General features: G+C 31.6%; 16 protein-coding genes. 6 read left to right on the forward strand and 10 right to left on the reverse strand.

Annotated elements, in window-relative coordinates; translation table 11 throughout:
* Positions 1–50 precede the first annotated feature (50 nt).
* Both Q1A73_RS17955 and Q1A73_RS17960 read right to left on the reverse strand, forming a co-directional pair.
* Positions 51–1,409 carry a fasciclin domain-containing protein gene (locus tag Q1A73_RS17955; RefSeq protein WP_299608290.1) on the reverse strand — a complete coding sequence of 453 codons (1,359 nt, stop codon included), beginning with the start codon at positions 1,407–1,409 and terminating at the stop codon, positions 51–53.
* Between the two features lie 133 nt (positions 1,410–1,542).
* Entirely contained in the window at positions 1,543–2,190 is a 648-nt protein-coding gene (locus Q1A73_RS17960) for a hypothetical protein (protein ID WP_299608292.1), read from the reverse strand.
* A gap of 118 nt (positions 2,191–2,308) precedes the next feature.
* Here Q1A73_RS17960 and Q1A73_RS17965 point away from each other — a divergent pair, with 118 nt between their 5' ends.
* From Q1A73_RS17965 to Q1A73_RS17975, 3 genes are all read left to right on the forward strand, one after another.
* Positions 2,309–2,824 (forward strand): sigma-70 family RNA polymerase sigma factor, encoded by a 516-nt coding sequence (locus Q1A73_RS17965; RefSeq protein ID WP_299608294.1) that lies wholly within the window; start codon positions 2,309–2,311, stop codon positions 2,822–2,824.
* 62 nt (positions 2,825–2,886) lie between these two features.
* Positions 2,887–3,792 (forward strand): FecR family protein, encoded by a 906-nt coding sequence (locus Q1A73_RS17970; RefSeq protein ID WP_299608296.1) that lies wholly within the window; start codon positions 2,887–2,889, stop codon positions 3,790–3,792.
* Positions 3,789–6,284 (forward strand): TonB-dependent receptor, encoded by a 2,496-nt coding sequence (locus tag Q1A73_RS17975; protein WP_299608298.1) that lies wholly within the window; start codon positions 3,789–3,791, stop codon positions 6,282–6,284. The genes Q1A73_RS17970 and Q1A73_RS17975 overlap by 4 nt, the downstream gene beginning before the upstream one ends.
* Here Q1A73_RS17975 and Q1A73_RS17980 read toward each other — a convergent pair.
* Complete coding sequence (locus Q1A73_RS17980; RefSeq protein ID WP_299608301.1) at positions 6,281–6,748, reverse strand: GNAT family N-acetyltransferase; 468 nt, start codon at positions 6,746–6,748, stop codon at positions 6,281–6,283. The two genes, Q1A73_RS17975 and Q1A73_RS17980, sit on opposite strands and share 4 nt — an antisense overlap.
* Positions 6,749–6,896: 148 nt before the next feature.
* On the opposite strand from Q1A73_RS17980, the gene Q1A73_RS17985 reads away from it, so the two are divergent.
* Complete coding sequence (locus tag Q1A73_RS17985) at positions 6,897–8,885, forward strand: tetratricopeptide repeat-containing sensor histidine kinase (RefSeq protein WP_299608304.1); 1,989 nt, start codon at positions 6,897–6,899, stop codon at positions 8,883–8,885.
* An 8-nt stretch (positions 8,886–8,893) separates the two neighbouring features.
* On the opposite strand, the gene argS is transcribed toward Q1A73_RS17985, so the two are convergent.
* Complete coding sequence (gene argS, locus Q1A73_RS17990) at positions 8,894–10,672, reverse strand: arginine--tRNA ligase (protein ID WP_299608306.1); 1,779 nt, start codon at positions 10,670–10,672, stop codon at positions 8,894–8,896.
* A 148-nt stretch (positions 10,673–10,820) separates the two neighbouring features.
* On the opposite strand from argS, the gene Q1A73_RS17995 reads away from it, so the two are divergent.
* Positions 10,821–12,263: an SDR family oxidoreductase gene (locus Q1A73_RS17995; RefSeq protein ID WP_299608308.1), complete on the forward strand. Its 1,443-nt coding sequence runs from the start codon at positions 10,821–10,823 to the stop codon at positions 12,261–12,263.
* A 66-nt stretch (positions 12,264–12,329) separates the two neighbouring features.
* Complete coding sequence (locus tag Q1A73_RS18000; RefSeq protein ID WP_299608309.1) at positions 12,330–12,956, forward strand: chromophore lyase CpcT/CpeT; 627 nt, start codon at positions 12,330–12,332, stop codon at positions 12,954–12,956.
* Between the two features lie 13 nt (positions 12,957–12,969).
* Here Q1A73_RS18000 and Q1A73_RS18005 read toward each other — a convergent pair whose 3' ends face one another.
* The 6 genes from Q1A73_RS18005 to Q1A73_RS18030 all read right to left on the reverse strand — a co-directional run bounded on the left by Q1A73_RS18005 (position 12,970) and on the right by Q1A73_RS18030 (position 18,891).
* Entirely contained in the window at positions 12,970–13,380 is a 411-nt protein-coding gene (locus Q1A73_RS18005) for an Rrf2 family transcriptional regulator (RefSeq protein WP_299608311.1), read from the reverse strand.
* 116 nt (positions 13,381–13,496) lie between these two features.
* On the reverse strand, positions 13,497–14,426 hold the full coding sequence (ctlX, locus tag Q1A73_RS18010; protein WP_299608314.1) for a citrulline utilization hydrolase CtlX: 930 nt from the start codon (positions 14,424–14,426) through the stop codon (positions 13,497–13,499).
* Positions 14,427–14,461: 35 nt separating this feature from the next.
* Positions 14,462–15,376 carry an amidinotransferase gene (locus tag Q1A73_RS18015; RefSeq protein ID WP_299608317.1) on the reverse strand — a complete coding sequence of 305 codons (915 nt, stop codon included), beginning with the start codon at positions 15,374–15,376 and terminating at the stop codon, positions 14,462–14,464.
* A 185-nt stretch (positions 15,377–15,561) separates the two neighbouring features.
* Entirely contained in the window at positions 15,562–17,358 is a 1,797-nt protein-coding gene (locus Q1A73_RS18020) for a galactosyltransferase-related protein (RefSeq protein WP_299608319.1), read from the reverse strand.
* 47 nt (positions 17,359–17,405) lie between these two features.
* Entirely contained in the window at positions 17,406–18,065 is a 660-nt protein-coding gene (locus Q1A73_RS18025) for an MBL fold metallo-hydrolase (RefSeq protein ID WP_299608321.1), read from the reverse strand.
* 82 nt (positions 18,066–18,147) lie between these two features.
* Complete coding sequence (locus tag Q1A73_RS18030; protein ID WP_299608323.1) at positions 18,148–18,891, reverse strand: 4'-phosphopantetheinyl transferase superfamily protein; 744 nt, start codon at positions 18,889–18,891, stop codon at positions 18,148–18,150.
* Positions 18,892–18,943 lie beyond the last annotated feature (52 nt).

Raw genomic sequence — 18,943 nt, forward strand, 5'->3', positions numbered from 1 at the left:
CTTAAAGAAGAATTTTTATTTTGGGGTAATCTTAAAAAGAGGGTTCTATCTTAATTTGTTGGAGCTGGGATCAAAACTTGATCAATCACATGTACCACTCCATTTGCGGCTTGCACATCCACTACGACAATATTACTAGCCGTTGTGTTTCCTGATCCAGTAACACTTGGTGCGGAAGCATCAATAGTTACATCAATATCATTTAACATAGTAACAGGACCATCTACCAAATCAGTAGAGCGCACATTATTCTCTCCAACTACGTGATAATTTAAAATATTAGCCAAAACATTTTCATCCATTGGAACATCAATCGCTGCAAATGCATCATTAGTTGGTGCAAAAACTGTAAAAGGAGCTGGTGCTGTTCCATTTTCTGTACTTAAGGCAGCTACAAAATCTGTAGAAGGTGTTAGCGTTGTTAAAGCTTCTACCAGTGTAGAAAAAGTTGCATCTGCAGTAGCAAATGTTACTACAGTAGGTAAAGTAATTACCGACCCAACTTTGTGTATTACTCCATTAGATGCTACAATATCAGCTTCCGTAACCGTGGAAATCCCATTAAAGGAAACTCCGTTTTCCGTATTTATATAAATACTAAGATTGTTCATAGTACTTCCATAAGTAGCTAGAGTGTTATTATAACTTGTAGTAAGGGAAGAAGAAATATTTGTTCCCGCTATCACATGATTTAATAAAATTTGCTCGATAGTAGCTGCTGGAACACCAGAAATATCTCCTAAAGCAGTAAAAGCATCGTTATCTGGAGCTAATAATGTTAAATTACTATCTGCTCCACTAAGAACAGCTCCAAAGTCTGTTAAAAACCCAGTGGTAGTCGTTGCAACTGTAGCTAAAGTTGAAAAATTACTGTCAGCTCCGACAAATGTAAGCATAGTTGGTAGAGGAATAACTTTATCTACTGCATGAATAATCCCATTGTCAGTCATTATATCAGCAGTTGTTACCGTAACATCACCATTAATAACTACTCCGTTGGATGTATTGATATACATACTAAGATTAGCACTGCTATTGGACTCTGTTGCTAGATTGCTAACATAGCCTGTAGAGAGACTAGAAGATGGAGCTCTAACATCTAAAACGTGATTTAATAGAATTTGTTCTAAAGTTTCAACTGGTACATCTTCTAAAGCTGCACCGTCTAAGAATTCAGTAAATGCTGCATTGTTTGGTGCAAATACTGTAAAATCTCCATTGCTATTTAACGTAACATCCAGATTTGTTCTTTCTAAAGCTGCAAGTAAAGAACTATAATCCGCATTGTCCGCAACGAAATCCGCGATGGTCATTGAAACAGGGATAAAAGTAGTATCGTCATCGTCACTACAAGCAACGATCGAAATTAAGCATAATGCGAAAAAAGCCTTTTTGAAGTAATTTTTCATGTTATTGGTTTTTATTTTTAATTATTTGTTCGATGATGAAACAACTCGCTTTCTAAAATTGCTACCTCAAAATATGATTTTAGCACTTTTTTAACTTTTTGTTTAACTTTTTAGTTAAAAAATTAAACATTTTTCACCCATCATTTTCTTCACATGATTGTTCAAACGCCTCAATACCAGAAAGTAAATCGGTATTATGTGCTACCTCTAAAAATTCTCCATTACTAAGAAGCAATTGAATAGGATAGTTAATAGATACTACGGTATTTTCATTCAAACTTCCCATAAATCCAAACACTTGAGCATCATGAAACACTTCTGTCGTCCCCAATATATTATTACCAGAATCAAATGTTGCAAACACAAAAGGATATACAAAATCAACACACTCAATATCCTCATCTTGTATTTCACAAGTATTCGCTAATGCATTTAAATCATTTTTATTTTCTATAGTTTCAACTACATGATTAGCTGTTGTAATTTTAATCGGAAATTGGATTTCTATATCATCTGAACTACTCAATTGATTATAATCCTCGATGGAATCGATTATCGTTGGCTGAGTATTAAGTATTATAGTATAAGGTAGGTTAATACTAAAACAATTTCCTCCATCTACGACGTCATCATATGAACCATCATGTGTAACAATATTTCTCATAAGACCTGCAAGTCGAGAATTCTGAGGAATAGTATTGTCAATAGTTGGATCTATAATCTCTTGTTCTTCTTCCTGACAGGAAATTAATACTAACCCGCAACCAAACAAGATTGTCAAAAAACATTTTCTTAAAACACGCATACTCTTTTCTTCTTTATATTCAAATAGTATAACAATTTCAAAGATGAAATTCCCACCAACTTTATATTTTTTTTACATTTGAAAAAAAATCAAAATGCCTAAATCCCTATTTAAGGATATTTGTGAGGAACGATTGTTTTCTGAACTTTTTACAAAACATTCTAAAAATCTTCATGATTTCATTTATTTCAAATACGGTTCGCAAGTCAATCCAAAAGATCAAGTTCAAGAAGCTTTTATGAAACTTTGGGATAACTGTGGTAATGTTACTGTAGACAAAGCCAAAAGCTTTTTATTTACTGTAGCTAATAATCTCACATTAAATCAGATAAAACATGACAAAGTAAAATTAAAATATAAATTATCTGAAAAAAAAGATCGCACCAATGAAAGTCCTGAATTCATTTTGGAAGAGAAAGAATACCTTTTAAAATATCAAAACGCTCTTTCTAATCTTACAGAAGCACAACGTGTTGCTTTTTTAATGAACAGAGTTGAGGGTAAAAAGCATAAAGAAATTGCTGAACTTTTAGGAATATCTAGAAAAGCCGTAGAAAAAAGAATTTATACTGCACTAGAAAAACTAAGAACAGAAATAGAGGGAATTTAAAAAAATTAAAAAGCAGGTAGGAATTTAGACCTACCAATTGTTATATAATTAAGAATCTTGTTATGAAAAAGGAAGATCTTATACAAAAGTGGTTGGACAACGAACAACTCACTAAGCAGGAATCAGAGGCGTTCAAAAAATTGGACGTCTATGATTCTTATGTAAAAATATCAGAGACCGCTAAAAAATTTAGTGCTCCAGAATTTGATGTGTCAGAGAATATGCAGAAAATGAATCAGCAATTAAAATCTAGAAATACAAATTCACCAAGTAAGAATTATTTGAAAGTAGTATTACGTATTGCAGCTGCTTTTGTAATTGGAATTGGATTATATTTTGCTTTCTCAAATGATTATAACACTAAAGTAGAAACATTAGCAAGCCAAAAAACCAAAATTAACTTACCCGACGAGTCAACCGTTAGATTAAATTCCACTTCTTTAGTAACATATGATGAAAAGAATTGGAATACTAAGCGAAAAATACATTTATCTGGCGAAGCTTATTTTAATGTTGCTCAAGGAAAAAAGTTTGACGTTGAAACTTCATTAGGAACAATTAGTGTCATAGGTACTCGGTTTAATGTAAAACAAAGAGAAAACTTATTAGAAGTAACCTGTTATGAAGGGGTTGTAAGTGTTACAATTAACAAAGAAACAAAGTATCTTAGAGAAAGAGATGCTGTTGTATATGACTCAAAAGGTATCAAACAATTAAAGGTTAATGATAAGGAACCAAAATGGTACTACAACAAAAGTTATTTTTTCAAAACTCCTTATTCCAGAGTTTTAAAAGAGTTAGAATGGCAATATGGGGTTGAAATTAAAACAAAAAATATCGATCCAAGTATAATATTTACAGGTAATTTTGTACATTCAGATATTGAATTAGCATTGAAATCAATTACGATTCCTATGCGTTTGAAATATGTGATTAATAACAAAACTGTAACTTTATTCAAAGAGTGATTCGACCCAAAATCCTCGTTTCTACTATTCTATTTTTTTTTATTCTTTTTACTAGTTATTGTCAAACTGAAAAAGAACTATATCCTCTTGTCTCTATTTTAAGAGATGTACAACAACAATTCGGATATGATTTCTCATATGTAAATGAGGAATTAGAGTATATATCTATTAACAAACCTCCGGAAACTTTATCTTTAGATGATGTGCTGTTATATTTAAGAGAAAACACACCATTTGAGTATGTTATACTACCTGACAATACGATAACGATTCAATTCATTCCTCAAAAGATATGTGGAATTTTATATGATATTGATCAAAAAGTTATAGCCAACGCTTCTGTTGTAAGTTCGGCAGATTCGGTTATCAGCAATTCTACTGGAAACTTTTCGCTTCAAATAGATTCTCCAAATGAAAAAATAACTATTAGTTTTTTAGGATATACACCCCTAACAATTTCGGCTTTTGATTTTATTAAACAACCTTGTAAAAAAATCCTTCTAACACCAAAATTTGAATATATCAATGAAATTGTGATTAACGATTATTTAATCAAGGGGATTGATAAACAATTAGACGGTTCAATACAGATCGATTATAATGATTTTGGAATTCTTCCCGGTCTTGTGGAACCTGATTTATTACAAACTATTCAGGCACTTCCAGGTGTCTTAAGTGTAAATGAAACTGTTTCTGATATTAATGTAAGAGGAGGAACAAATGATCAAAACCTTATTCTTTGGGATGGAATTAAAATGTATCAATCCAGTCATTTTTTCGGTCTCATATCTGCTTTTAATCCTTTTCTTACAAAGAATGTTCAAGTTTTTAAAAATGGTTCAAGTGCTGCATATGGTGATGGAGTATCTAGTGTGATTGCTATGAACACTTCTGATAAAGTTCATAAAGAATTAGATGCAAGTATCGGACTAAACCTAATTAGTGCCGACACTTACATTGATACGCCTATCGGCAAAAAATCTTCTGTTCAATTTGCCATTCGACATTCTATTAATGACATTATAGAAACACCTACTTATAATCAATATTTTGATAAAGCTTTTCAAAATTCTGAAGTGATTAGTAATGGTAATTCTGGACAAAGGTTTTCTTTTTATGATATAAGTCTTAGGTGGTTGTATCAATTATCCGATAAAGACCTAATAAAGATTAATGGACTCATTATGAGAAACAATTTAGTTTTCCAAGAAAACTCTTTTGATAACCAGATAGATATTTCTAGGGAAAGCAGTGCCCAACAAAATAATTTGGTTGGTGGTCTTTTATATCAAAGAAAATGGAGCGACATATTCAAAACAGAACTACTTCTCTATGGAACAAATTATCGATTAGAAACCATCAACTCAGATATCCAAAATAATCAACGCCTACTTCAGGAAAATGACGTATTGGAAAACGGTTTAAAACTGAATACTGAATTTAAGATAAACACCAATCTCAATTTTAAAAATGGATATCAATTTAACGAAACAGGTATTACCTATCTGCAAGACCTTAATAACCCTACATTTAGGAATCTGACAAAAGAAGTAATACGAACTCATAGTATCTTTTCAGAACTTGCATACCATTCTAAAGATGGATCTTTATATGGTAATTTAGGAGCTCGTCTTAATTATTTGGAAAAATTTGATACATATATTCTAGAACCAAGAATAAATTTTTATAAGAGATTTTCTAATCATTTTACGCTAGAGATCTTGGGCGAAATCAAAAGTCAATCGACCTCCCAAATCATTGACCTTCAAAATGACTTTTTGGGTATTGAAAACAGGAGATGGGTACTATCCAATGACAATAACATTCCTGTTTTAAAAAGCAACCAGATTTCAGTTGGGCTTAGTTATAATCATAATAACTGGCTAATATCTACAGATATATATCGCAAAGAAGTATCTGGTATCATTACCAGAAGCCAAGGGTTTCAGAATCAATTCGAATTTTCTGATGATCATGGTTCTTATGAGGTTTTGGGAGTAGATTTTTTGATTAATAAAAGGTTTAAAAATTTTAGTACCTGGCTTAGTTATTCTTATGCGGACAACACTTATTCTTTTAATAATCTTGTCCCATCTAATTTTGCTAATAATATAGATATAAGACACAACATTAACTTTGCCGCTGCTTATAATAGAAATAATCTCAAAATATCTGCAGGTATCAACTGGCACAGTGGAAAACCTAACACACTACCTGATTTCACAAACAATGATATGGGAGATACTATTACGTATGAAGCTCCAAATAGCTCAAGACTGAATAACTACATAAGAGTTGATTTATCTGCTACGTATAAGTTTAAAATTAACAATTACTTAAGTGGATTAACAGGAGTTTCTGTATGGAATGTTTTGGACCAAGAAAATACGTTTAATCAATACTATACGCTAAACGATACAAATCAGATTGAAGAAATACAGGAATTTGGACTCGGAACAACTCCAAATGCTTTTTTTCGTCTTAGTTTTTAAAGGTGTTTTATTCCACTATAGCTCACTACATCATCACCTCCAGCAACTTTCTCAATGTTCTTAACAACTCTAAAACCATTTTTTTCGAAAAAAGCTTTTGTATTGAGATTTATTTGCGTCGAAAGCATTTCTACACCAGCATCTTTTGCAACTTCTTCTAATTTTTGATATAGTTTTTTTGCAATCCCTCTTCCCTGATAGTTTTGATGAACAAAAATATATTCAATATCTCCATTTTTGTTAAGAGTAAATGATCCTATTATTTCTCCATTAAGCTTGGCATTATAAATAAAATCATCTTTAAATTTTTGAATCCAATGGTTTTTATCCAATGCAAGACGGGAATATATTTTCACTTCGGCTTTAGTGAAAATTTTCGAACCATACATCGTTACTGTTTGATAAAACAGTCGTTGCATTAATGGTAAATCAGTATCGGTAGCTCTTGATATTAGGTAATTCATGAAATAAACAGAAGTGTTCTTCTAATCTTTTGGGGTAAAACGTCAGTCTCCATAAAAATAAGAAAAATGACTTAGGAATAAAATTTTTTGTTAAAAAAATATAAAGTCCCCAAAAATATTGTAATTTTTAAGTGCCTTAAATCTTATTATGAAACCTACTACTTACTATCTAGCGTTTGTAGCGCTATTTCTGTATGCACATACCTATAGTCAACATCAAAAGTTGGATAGTATTGTGAATGCAACAAATTCTATCGCCGATTCCTCGAATATTGACCTAGCTGCTGATCTCATATATGATTTAAGCTTAAAAGAAAAGTTTGAAGAAGGTCTAAGATATTCCGACACTATCATACGAATCTCTCAACAAATAAAATATGATAAAGGGGTTGGAAAGCTATATAATGAAAAAGCAAATATTTATAACCAAACCGATCAACTTTTTGAGGCTTTGCGTTGTTATGATCAGGCCTTCTTATATTACGGAAGGGTAAATCATACTAGAGGATTAGCTATTACCCAAAATAACAAAGCCGTTATCGAACAGAGACTTGGAAACGCAGAAAAAAGCTTGATTCATCTCCTAGAAGCTTATTCCTATTATGAGAAACTAAAAGATAGCCTAAAATTAGCTACCACTATCAACAACATCGGTAATGTATATGCTCATTTAAAGAACTTTGAGCCCGCTAAAAAATATTATAGACAATCATTAGAATTAAAAAAGAAAACAGGTTCCAATACCGTAGGCTCTACGCTTCACAACATAGCCATTATTTACATTAAAGAAAACAAATTAGATAGTGCTTTGTATTTTTCTAATGAATCCTTGGAGATGAATAAAAAGGAGAACTATAGCTACGGAATAGCTGAAAGTTATAGTGCATTAGGAAGAATATCATTTATCAAAAAAGACTATCAGAAAGCCAAAAAATATTATGAATCTGCTCTTTTTATTGGTGGTAAAGTTGCCTACAAAGAAAGGCTGATTAGAACGAAATTGTCCTTAGCCGAAATCGCTATTACTACAGAAAAGTTTGAAGAAGCAGAAAATTATATTTCTTCTGCCAAAGAAGAATCAGAAAAAATGAATTCTACTCCACTCCTTCTCAACTCTTATGACCTATATGCTGTTCTAGATTCTGCAAGAGGCGACTTTTTAAATGCATACAAATGGCAAAAACAGTACAAGGATTTGTATCAAAAACACACATTAAAAGAAACGACACAACAAATAGATATTGTAAAGAGTAGATTAGAAAATGAGAAGAAACAACAAGCTTCTCTTGATAAACAAAAAAGAGAAAAACAAGAAGCTAAAGAAGAACTATTTAAACAAAAAATCTACACATACCTTGCCATTGCTGCGTTTATAGTTGCTTTTATTTTCATCATAGGAATTATCAAGGCGCGTATTCAAAGAGCAAAATACATAAAAGAACTAAACCAATCGAACCAGGTAAAAAACAAGTTATTCTCTATAGTCTCTCATGATTTAAAAAATGAAATTCATGGTTTAGACAAAACTCTTAATTTATTAAAAGATGATGTTATTTCCGAAACCGAATTTAAAGAAATCATTCCTATCTTAGCTCATAGCACACATCAGACTTCAATACTATTAAACAACCTTTTAAATTGGTCGAAATCTCAGATGAAAGAGCTCAAAGCTACTCCAAAGGACTTTGACTTTACTGAAGTTATCAATGAAAAAATTGTCTTCTTTACTTCTCGTGCTTCTGAAAAAGGAGTAAAACTGATTAATAATATTACTGATTTCACCAAAGTATTTGCAGATAAAGATATGTGCACGATTGTAGCGCAAAATATCATCGCTAATGCGGTTAAGTTTTGCAAAGCTGGTGATTCTCTCACTATAAATAAAAAAGAGCAAAAGGACTCAGTAAGCATCTATTTCAAAGATACTGGTGTTGGAATACCAAAAGAAAACATCACAAAACTGTTTTCTGATATTACCTTAACGACCAAAGGAACAGATAATGAATCAGGAACAGGGTTAGGATTAAAAATATGTAATGAATTAATATTACTTAATCAAGGAACGTTAGAGGTAGAAAGTAAGCTTGGGCAAGGAAGTACGTTTTGTATTAGATTACCCAAGCACCATACATCGTAGTTTCCCATTTACATGCGTTCCGGCACATTTATCCCTAACAATCCAAAAGCAGATTTAATGGTTTCTCCAACTGCTCCAGAAAGTTGTACTCTAAATATCTTTTCTTCTTCTGAATCCGCTCCAAAAATAGATACATTTTGAAAGAAGGAGTTGTACGCCTTTACCAAATCATAAGTATAATTTGCTATCACCGCTGGACTAAGATCCTTAGCCGCATTCTGAATAATTTCGGGATATACCTCTAATAATTTAACAAGTTCTTTCTCTCTGCTTGTTAGAGCTATATCACTAACTTCCTCTTTCCAATTAAAATCTGCTTTACGAAGAATCGCCTGAATCCTAGCATAGGTATATTGTATAAAAGGCCCTGTATTTCCTTGAAAATCTACCGACTCTGCTGGATCAAAAAGAATTCTTTTTTTAGGATCTACTTTTAAGATAAAATATTTTAATGCTCCTAAACCAATAGTTTTATAAACATTATTTTTTTCTTCTTCGCTATACCCATCTAATTTCCCTAATTCCTTAGAAATTTCACCTGCTGTTTCAGTCATTTCTACTATTAGATCATCCGCATCTACCACGGTACCTTCTCTACTTTTCATCTTACCGCTTGGTAAATCTACCATTCCGTAACTTAAATGATGTAAATTATCGGACCAATCATATCCTAATTTCTTAAGAATCAAAAAGAGAACTTTGAAATGATAATCTTGCTCATTTCCAACCGTGTAGATCATACCTCCAATATCTGGATTATCCTTTACTCGCTGGATTGCTGTACCTATGTCCTGAGTCATATACACGGCCGTACCATCACTTCTTAATACTAGTTTTTCATCGAGACCTTCATCAGTAAGATCACACCAAACAGAACCATCGTCTTTTTGAAAGAACACTCCTTTCGCAAGACCTTCTTCAATATTATCTTTACCCAGCAAATAGGTGTTACTTTCATAATAATAACTATCGAAGTCTACACCTAAAGCTTTATACGTTTGTTCGAAGCCATCATATACCCAATTATTCATGGTATTCCAAAGATCTACGACCTCTGTATCTCCAGCTTCCCACTTACGTAGCATTTCTTGGGCTTCAATTAATATTGGTGCTTCTTTTTTAGCTTCTTCTTCTGATGTTCCTTCATCTACTAGTGTAGCAATCTGATTTTTATATTCTTTATCAAATTTCACGTAATAATTCCCTACTAATTTATCACCTTTTAAACCAGTAGATTGTGGAGTCTCTCCATTACCAAATTTTTGCCATGCTACCATACTTTTACAAATATGAATTCCACGGTCGTTGATAATTTGTGTTTTATATACCTTTTTACCGCTAGCTTTTATAATTTCGGCTACTGCATATCCCAATAAGTTATTTCTGATATGCCCCAAATGCAAAGGTTTATTAGTATTTGGAGAAGAATATTCTACCATTACAGCTTTATCTCCTTCTTTTGGATTTAGGAAACCATAATTTTCTTTGTCTTTAACATCCTTAAAGAATTTTAGGTAATATGAATCTGCAATTACCAGATTCAAAAATCCTTTTACCACATTAAAAGAAGTAATATCTTCAACATTTTCGACAAGATATGCACCTGTGGCCTCCCCTATTTGAACTGGGTTACCTTTTACCACACGAAGCATAGGAAAAACTACTACGGTTATATCTCCTTCAAACTCTTTCCTAGTTCCTTGCAATTCTACAGATTCTAAATCTGCGTTGTACAGTTTTTTTATGGCGGCTTTTACCTGTTCTGAAATGATTTGCTGTAATGTCATTTTATTAATTGTATTTGATCTCAAAATCAGGCTGCAAAGATAAAAGAAATATCAGGTTCTACCAGTTCTATCGATATCAATTCGTATCTTGTAATAAAAGAAAAAATACATTTTTAGTAATGCGCTAAGCAATTCCAAATCAAAAAAAATGCAAATATTACTTACTGGAGCCAATGGATATATTGGCATGAGGTTATTGCCCTTACTTTTAGATGCAGGTCACGACGTAATCTGTTGTGTAAGAGATAGAGATAGATTTTCTATTGATAAAGAAATGGCCGATAAGATTTCTATTGTTGAAATAGATTTTCTTGAGCGTCCAGATCCAAGCAAATTACCACACCAGATCGATGTAGCTTATTATCTTATCCATTCTATGAGCTCTTCTACCTCAGATTTTGATAAGAAAGAAGAAATATCTGCTCAAAACTTTAACATTTTAGTCAAAAACACTAATATTAAACAGGTCATATATTTAAGTGGAATAGTTAATGAAAAAAACCTATCTAAGCATTTATGGTCTAGAAAAAATGTGGAAGAAACATTATATAAAGGCGATTTTAATTTAACAGTTTTACGTTCTGGAATCATTGTTGGCTCTGGAAGTTCTTCCTTTGAAATCATTCGAGATCTCTGTGAAAAACTCCCGATAATGATTACGCCAAAATGGGTAAACACAAAAACACATCCTATAGCTATCAGAGACGTCTTAAGCTTTATGACTGGCGTACTGGGAAATTCTGAATGCTATAACCAATCCTTTGACATTAGCGGCCCTAATGTTATTACATACAAACAGATGCTTCAGTTATACGCTAAAGTAAGAGGTATTAAGCTATTTATTTTCACATTACCGGTAATGACTCCTAAGCTTTCTTCGTATTGGCTATATTTTGTAACTTCTACATCCTATAAGCTCGCACTAAACCTAGTAGATAGCATGAGTATTCCTGTGATTGCTAATGATAAGCGATTACAAAAAATACTTGGTATAGAACCTATGACGTATACCAAGGCTCTAGAACTAGCATTTATAAAAATAGAGCAGAACCAGGTTGTATCAAGTTGGAAAGATTCTATGATAAGTGGTCGATTTAATCAGGACATTCAAAAATATGTTACGGTACCTAGAAAAGGGTGCCTAAAAGACAAAAAAAAGATAAAAATAAAAGATCCAGAACTTGTTATAGAAAGAATATGGGCGATTGGTGGCGAGACTGGTTGGTACTACGGTGATTGGATGTGGAAAATAAGAGGCCATATTGATAAGTTTTTTGGAGGAGTCGGATTACGAAGAGGTAGAACAAATCCTGATAAAATTAATTCGGGAGATGCCTTAGATTTTTGGAGAGTACTTGTAGCAGATAAAACCGAAAAACGTTTACTACTATTCGCAGAAATGAAAGTACCAGGAGAAGCCTGGTTAGAATTTGATATTGATCAAAACAACATACTTCATCAAACTGCTACTTTTAGGCCAAGAGGGATATGGGGACGGTTGTATTGGTATGTTATGGTTCCTTTTCATTACTTTATTTTTGGCGGAATGATACGAAATATCTCTTCTCAAAACGCAATAAAACATAGATAAAAGGCAATTTAAATCGATAAAATACGTTTTTTGTTATAAATATTAGTATTTTTGAAAAAAAGGCAAATGCGGAAATTACTCCCTTTTCTTATCACACTAATCTTCTTATGTAACTGCAACAGTAAAGTTGTAAACGATCCTGAATTAGAAGATTTTGTACAAATATTAACAGGTAAGTTTTCTTCCAAAAAACAAGCTAAAGAAGAATCCGGGTATGCAGCAGTTTGCCTTATTAACTCCCCAATATGGAAAGATCAATCTGGCTATTGGTTCTATCAAGAACTGTTTAATGAAGAAAAAAGTACTGCGATTTATAACCAAAGAATTATTAACATTAAAAGAGTAGACAGTATTACCATAAGTAGTAGCAGCTATATAATCCCTAATCAAAAAAAATACATTAATGGTTGGAAAGACACGTCTCTTTTTAATCAGTTAACAATTGACAGTTTAACCGTTAGAGCAGGTTGTGACGTTTATTTTAAAAAAAAGACGTCGACCATATATCAAGGAAAAACCAGTAAAAACTCTTGCTCCAGTAGTTTTAGTAAAAAAATTAAATACACTACAAGTAATATTGTTATGAGCAGGAATAAAATATCTTCTTGGGATCGTGGATATGATAGCGAAGGAAAACAAGTTTGGGGTAAGATTGAAGGTCCTTATGATTTTATTAGAGTTATTGAAAATTAACAATTTATCCTTTTTATTCTATAAAATCATTTAAAGTCTTGTTTTCTAAAACTTTTAAGGTATTATCTCTTACCTCTATCATCAGTTTATGAACTGTACAAGCATCTTCATCTGGACAATCATCACATTTTTCGTAGAAATTTAAGCTCACACATGGTAGCATCGCGATAGGTCCTTCTAATACTCTAATGACAGCAGCCATTGAAATTTCTTTAGGCGGCTTAATTAAATAATATCCACCACCTTTCCCTTTTTTAGATCCTAGAATTCCATTTTTACGCAAGGTTAGTAATATACTTTCTAAAAACTTTTGCGAAATATTTTCACTTTTGGCTATTTCGGATATCAAAACCGGATGCTCACATTTTTTTCTTGCGATATAGGTCAAAGCTTTTAAACCATATTTTGTTTTTTTCGAGAGCATTTAATCATTTTTACAATACTCAAAAATAACTAAAAGATATTACATCACCTTTTTCTATATTCTTTTATGTTTTTTCTGGCAAACATGAATAGACAAGCCACTAAAGATAAGTTTCATTATTTTTCGGGCAGAAATACTTCAGCCATCATACAACGAGCACTTCCTCCACCTAATTTTTCGATAGTTTCCAAATTACTATGAAGGATTTCACAATGCTTTTCTATGGTTGTAATTTGATTTTGAGTTAGACTATGGAATGCAGCAGAAGACATCACTAAATATCTTTGCTCTTTTGCGCCAACAACTTGAAGCATATTTCCAGCAAACTGATTTACTTGTTCTTCAGTGATGTTTACAATTTCTTTTCCGTCGTCTTTCAGATGGTTTACTAAGTTTTTGCGTTCCTTTTTGTCATCTATACAATCTAGGCAAACTACTGCAAAAGTCTCACCAATACCCATCATTACATTAGTATGATAAATAGCCAATCTTTCTCCTTCTACCGTCTGATACGCTGTAAAAATTACAGGAGTATACTCGAAGTCCTCACAAAACTCAATAAACAACTCTTCATCTGCTCGTGGAGATAAAGCACAATATGCTTTTCTATTTTCCCTATCCAATACAATACTTCCTGTACCTTCAAGAAAAACATCATCCTCTTCTGCAGAGGTATAATCAACAACATTTTTTATTTCAAAACCTTCATTCTCCACAGCATCTAAAATTTCAGGACGCCTTTCTCGACGTCTATTAACTGCAAACATTGGATATAAGCCAATATCTCCATTTTCATGAAAAGACACCCAATTATTTGGAAAAATAGAATCTGGAGTATCATTCTCCAGTTTATCTTCGACAACGATAACATTTACACCAACCGCTCTCAGTTTTCCAACAAAAGCATCGAATTCTTCTTGAGCATTCTTGTTAACATCTATCTTATCATCTGAGGTCTTCTGATAATAATTATTAACGGCTGTTTGTTCATTCATCCTAAATCTAACAGGACGAATCATTACTATAGTATTTGTAACTTGTTTCATCTTTTTACAAAAGTTGTTATATAATTCTCCACCATTTAATCCCTGATTAACGGCATCGTAGAACATCTAAGCAATCCTTCTTGTTTTGCTATTTCGGAATAAGGAACTTCTTCTACCGTTATATTTAAACCTCTTAACCAAGAGTTTAATCTTGTAAAGCCTTTTTCAGAAATTACCACATCTTCAGAAATGGAAAATATATTAGAGTTCATGTAGTACATTTCATTTTTATCTATATGAAATAGATTTTCATTTCCAAAAAGATCTACTAAATATTGATAATCATCTAAGTTTCTAAAACCTTCTTTATGTATAATTGCTTTATTTTTACCAACAGGTTGAAAACAGCAATCCAAATGTAAAGCATTATCCCTTGGATCCTCCATAGACTTATTGAGATCGAATTCTTTAACTATTTTACTAGGGAAAAGCGATTGAATATAAGAAACTCCTTTCATATTTGTCCTTGCGACAATACAATCACTATAATCTTCGCCTTTATATGTTCCAATAAAAATATGATCGTTGTGAAGCATAATATCACCTCCTTCAAAATGAATATCATCTGATGGAGCTTTATAAACTTTATCCGGTGCAATTTCATCAATAACGTATTGGATAGCCTGAATCTCTTTTTCTCTATCCGGAAGGATATTGGATTTTATAAATTTATCCTCAATTACTAAAGCAATATCACGTGCAAAAATTTGGTTATAATTTTCTATTATCTGAGGTCTGTAAACCTTTACATCATACTTTTCAAAAACGTTAGCCACTGCTGTCATTTCTGCCACCATATCTTCTTCTTTTGGATAGGTACCAGCTTTTATATGCTCTATAGATTTTGGGTCATATGCTTCCTCGACTTTGGGAACAGCACCATTACTTACAGCGGTTCCTAAAACAACAGCTCTAAGCCTCGAAGTTTCGTTTTTAATATTTAGTTTCAATCGATTAATTTTTAGGTAAAAACAATGTTATCAACCAACTTCTTTGGTCGAACAAAGATAGGAAGAGGTATTTTGTTGACACTAATTTTATTCAAAAAAACATATGTTTTTTTATTAATTATTGAAATTCAACTTCAAAGGTGCCTTCATTTTGATGATTTAATAAAAAAAATAAAGCTTTCATATTATTTCACCTCCAGGTCTAAAACTTTTTCCGGGATTCTTTTATGATTGATTTTAAATACTTCGATGTCCACATTTAGATATTTATTTGGATATAGATCAAATTCAATTCTTCTATTTCTATGATCTGATTCATCACAATTATCATTAAAGATCTTAGTATTCTTTTCATTTTCGGTACGTATTTCGTCTTTATGATCAATAGCGTCCTGACATAAAAATGCAGGTACTAGTAATTGGTTAACTCCTTTTTTACGTAATCTAATAGTAATTTCTACATCCTCAAAACCATAATTTTCAATTTTGAGATTGTAACCACCAATATGTTTAAAGTCTCTTCTATGAATTCCAATACGGCCGTATGTTCCTGATGCGCTTTCTCGTGAAGGCCGAAAATAAACATTGTGATCTTCATTTATTGAAGACATACAATATTTTAAGTAATCTGTACTCACAAAATTATCAGCATCAATATTAATAAGATATGTACCTTCTGCAAGGAAATGAATTGCATTTTTAGGCAATGTACGATGGTAAAATCTTGCACTATAATTACGATAATAATTTATATAACCTTTTTGTACCCCTTTTAAAAACCAACTTTGCTCAAACAAATAATCCTCTAATCCGTCAGTTGAATTATAATTTATGACATTAATATCCACTTTTCCTTTAAACTCCTTTATTATGGATAAGTTGTGTTTAAGAGTTTTTATCAAATGCTCCTTTCTGTTCATCACTACGGTACATAAACTTATCATAACACCATTAAAAGCTTTTGTATTTGTTTTAGTACTCACCAGTGGATGATCTGGGAATTCCTTCTTGAAAATATCATGAATCTCGGTTGGTGTTTTTTTGGCTAAAATTTTAGATAATTTCAAAGTTTGTTCATTGAATAAATCGGGTCTCAATTTTCGATGTTTTGCCAAGATTAACGAAAACTTTCTGTCCTTTAAGTTTGAGGAACTAAATCTATGTTCTTCTTGTCTAAGTAGAATTTTAGAAAGTGCTTCTCTTAACTTTTTTGATCTAAGTAATGATCTTGAATTGAATAAATTATTCTCACGTTTTCGCTCCTCATAAATTTCATGAAACAATGCATTATAAGATGCATCTCTGGACTTAGCAACTGCATACAAAAGATATTCCTCTATTGTACGCATAGAGTCGTTCTTTTTATCAGTTTTTCGTATAACGTTTAGGCACTTTAGAAAATTCTCAATATATGCATCTCTAAAATCTAAGTTATTAAACCCTAAAATACTACAATTGAATGCATACAAATGATGTTGCTGAAATTCTTCTATATAATTCCCTCCAATATCTATAAGCCAAGAGTATTCTCCTATGTCTCTATGAGAAACTCTCATTTGATCTTCCGCACGATAATAGTAAGGAATATCATAAAGTGAAGCTATTACAAAATCCTCTTTACAGTTTTTTAACGATTGCACTATTGCATCATCATTGAGCAAAATATTCCAATCCATATAAACAAAAGGTTCTGTTTGTTTTGCAATGATAAATGCTTTTACCTCAACCCAAGATGAATACTTATCCGATATAAATTCTAAGTCCAGAGACAGCTTATCGCAAGGAAGATTCTTAAGAACTTGATAACTTTCTACATCTGTTATCAATTCTGTTACAAACCCTTTTTTCTTAGAAATTAAAATAGATAGTGTAATTTCCTTTATAGCAAGTTTTAGTGCATCTTCAAACCTAATTTCTTTTTGATAGCGTGCATGTTGTTTTCTATATTCTCTTAAAGTAAAACAATAAATTACCTTATTCATACTTACTTAAATTAAAATCAATTTTCTTAAATTCATTGTTATTACTACTACATAAAATCAAACAGGTTTTTTTGGCCTTTTCTCATTCTGAAACTTGTAAAATGTTTTCTGTTTTCTAATTGAAAATAAATATTGTTTTTTAACAAAAACCTCAAGGTTTTTCCGGGCAATTCTCCATAAGAATGTCCAGGCCAAATAAAAGTATCCAATGGTAAACTTTTTTTGAGATACTGAACAGAATCATACATTTGATGCACATCGCTACCTTCAACACTACAAATCCCTACTCCTTCTATAAATACAGTATCCCCAGAAAAAAGATGGTTCTCTATCAGGTAACAAACACTACCTTTGGTATGACCTGGAGTAAGAATTGGTTGTATTCTAAAACCATTTAGAATAATATCCTGAAGGTGTTTAACTTCTATAAGGTTTGTACAACTGAAATTATAGTAATCTATTTCTTCCTTGGACATATAAACTGGTACGTTATATTTTTGAGCAAATTCATTTGCAAGATTGATATGGTCTATATGAGAGTGAGTGAGTAAAATAGCTTTTAGCTTAATGTTATTTTCTTCTAAAAAACCATTAAGCAAATCATAATTCCAAGCCGGATCGATAAAAATTCCAGTATTATTTAAGTGTATTAAATAACATTGATTTTTCACCGAAAGACCGGACACATAAAAAGTTTTAACATTCATTAATTGCTTATCTATTTTCCACTTAGTTTTATAAATTAATTTACTTCAGAGCATTTCTATAGTAAGAGTAACTTACATAAACTTATTTGTTACATTCTGTGTTTAAGATTTGATCTATTGTATTCTTATATACTTCTAAATCTATTACGGTGTTTTTTGGTAACACCAAAGAAAAAATATACTCCTGATTTTGATAAGAAATTCCTTTATACTGTGCTATATTTTGAAATGTGCTAATATAAAAATCTCCTTTTTTAATTAAAGTTTTCATTTCCAAAACATTAAAATCCATTGTCAATCCGGTTTTAAATATTTTAGAAATACTTTCTTTAACCGACCAAACCAACGTGGAGGTCATATTAAAAGGTTTCTCAATATTGGCAATTAAACCCAGCTCTTTTTCTGTAATAAATTTTCTTATTGTATTTACCCTATTATCATCTATAATTTCAACATCTATTCCCATAGGATGTTCTTCGGGAAAAGCAATAGCAAAGCCTATATTTTTAGTATGACTTATACCTATTTGGATATTATGAATCCCTATGGATTTTACGATTGGAAATTTAAATACCCCATACTCTATGGCTATTGAGTCCAATGGTTCATCACTTAGTTTAGATATGGCGGTTTTTGCTGCTACTCTTCCCATTAAAAAGTTTGATCTTCTTTTTTCAAATTTTAATGTTTCAAGATATCTCAATTCTTTTCTATGTAAAAAGTGTAAATATTGATCCAAATCGATAGCATCTTTATTTAGCACGCAAAATGAAGAAACAAAGGTCATCTTGTCTCTTTGTAAAATAATTTTCCCTTCTCCAATCATTAATTTAATCTATTCATATGTTATATTTTAAGGCTTGACTCTTTCTAAAATT

Source organism: uncultured Aquimarina sp. (assembly GCF_947492115.1).
In the GTDB taxonomy this organism is placed as follows: Bacteria; Bacteroidota; Bacteroidia; order Flavobacteriales; family Flavobacteriaceae; genus Aquimarina.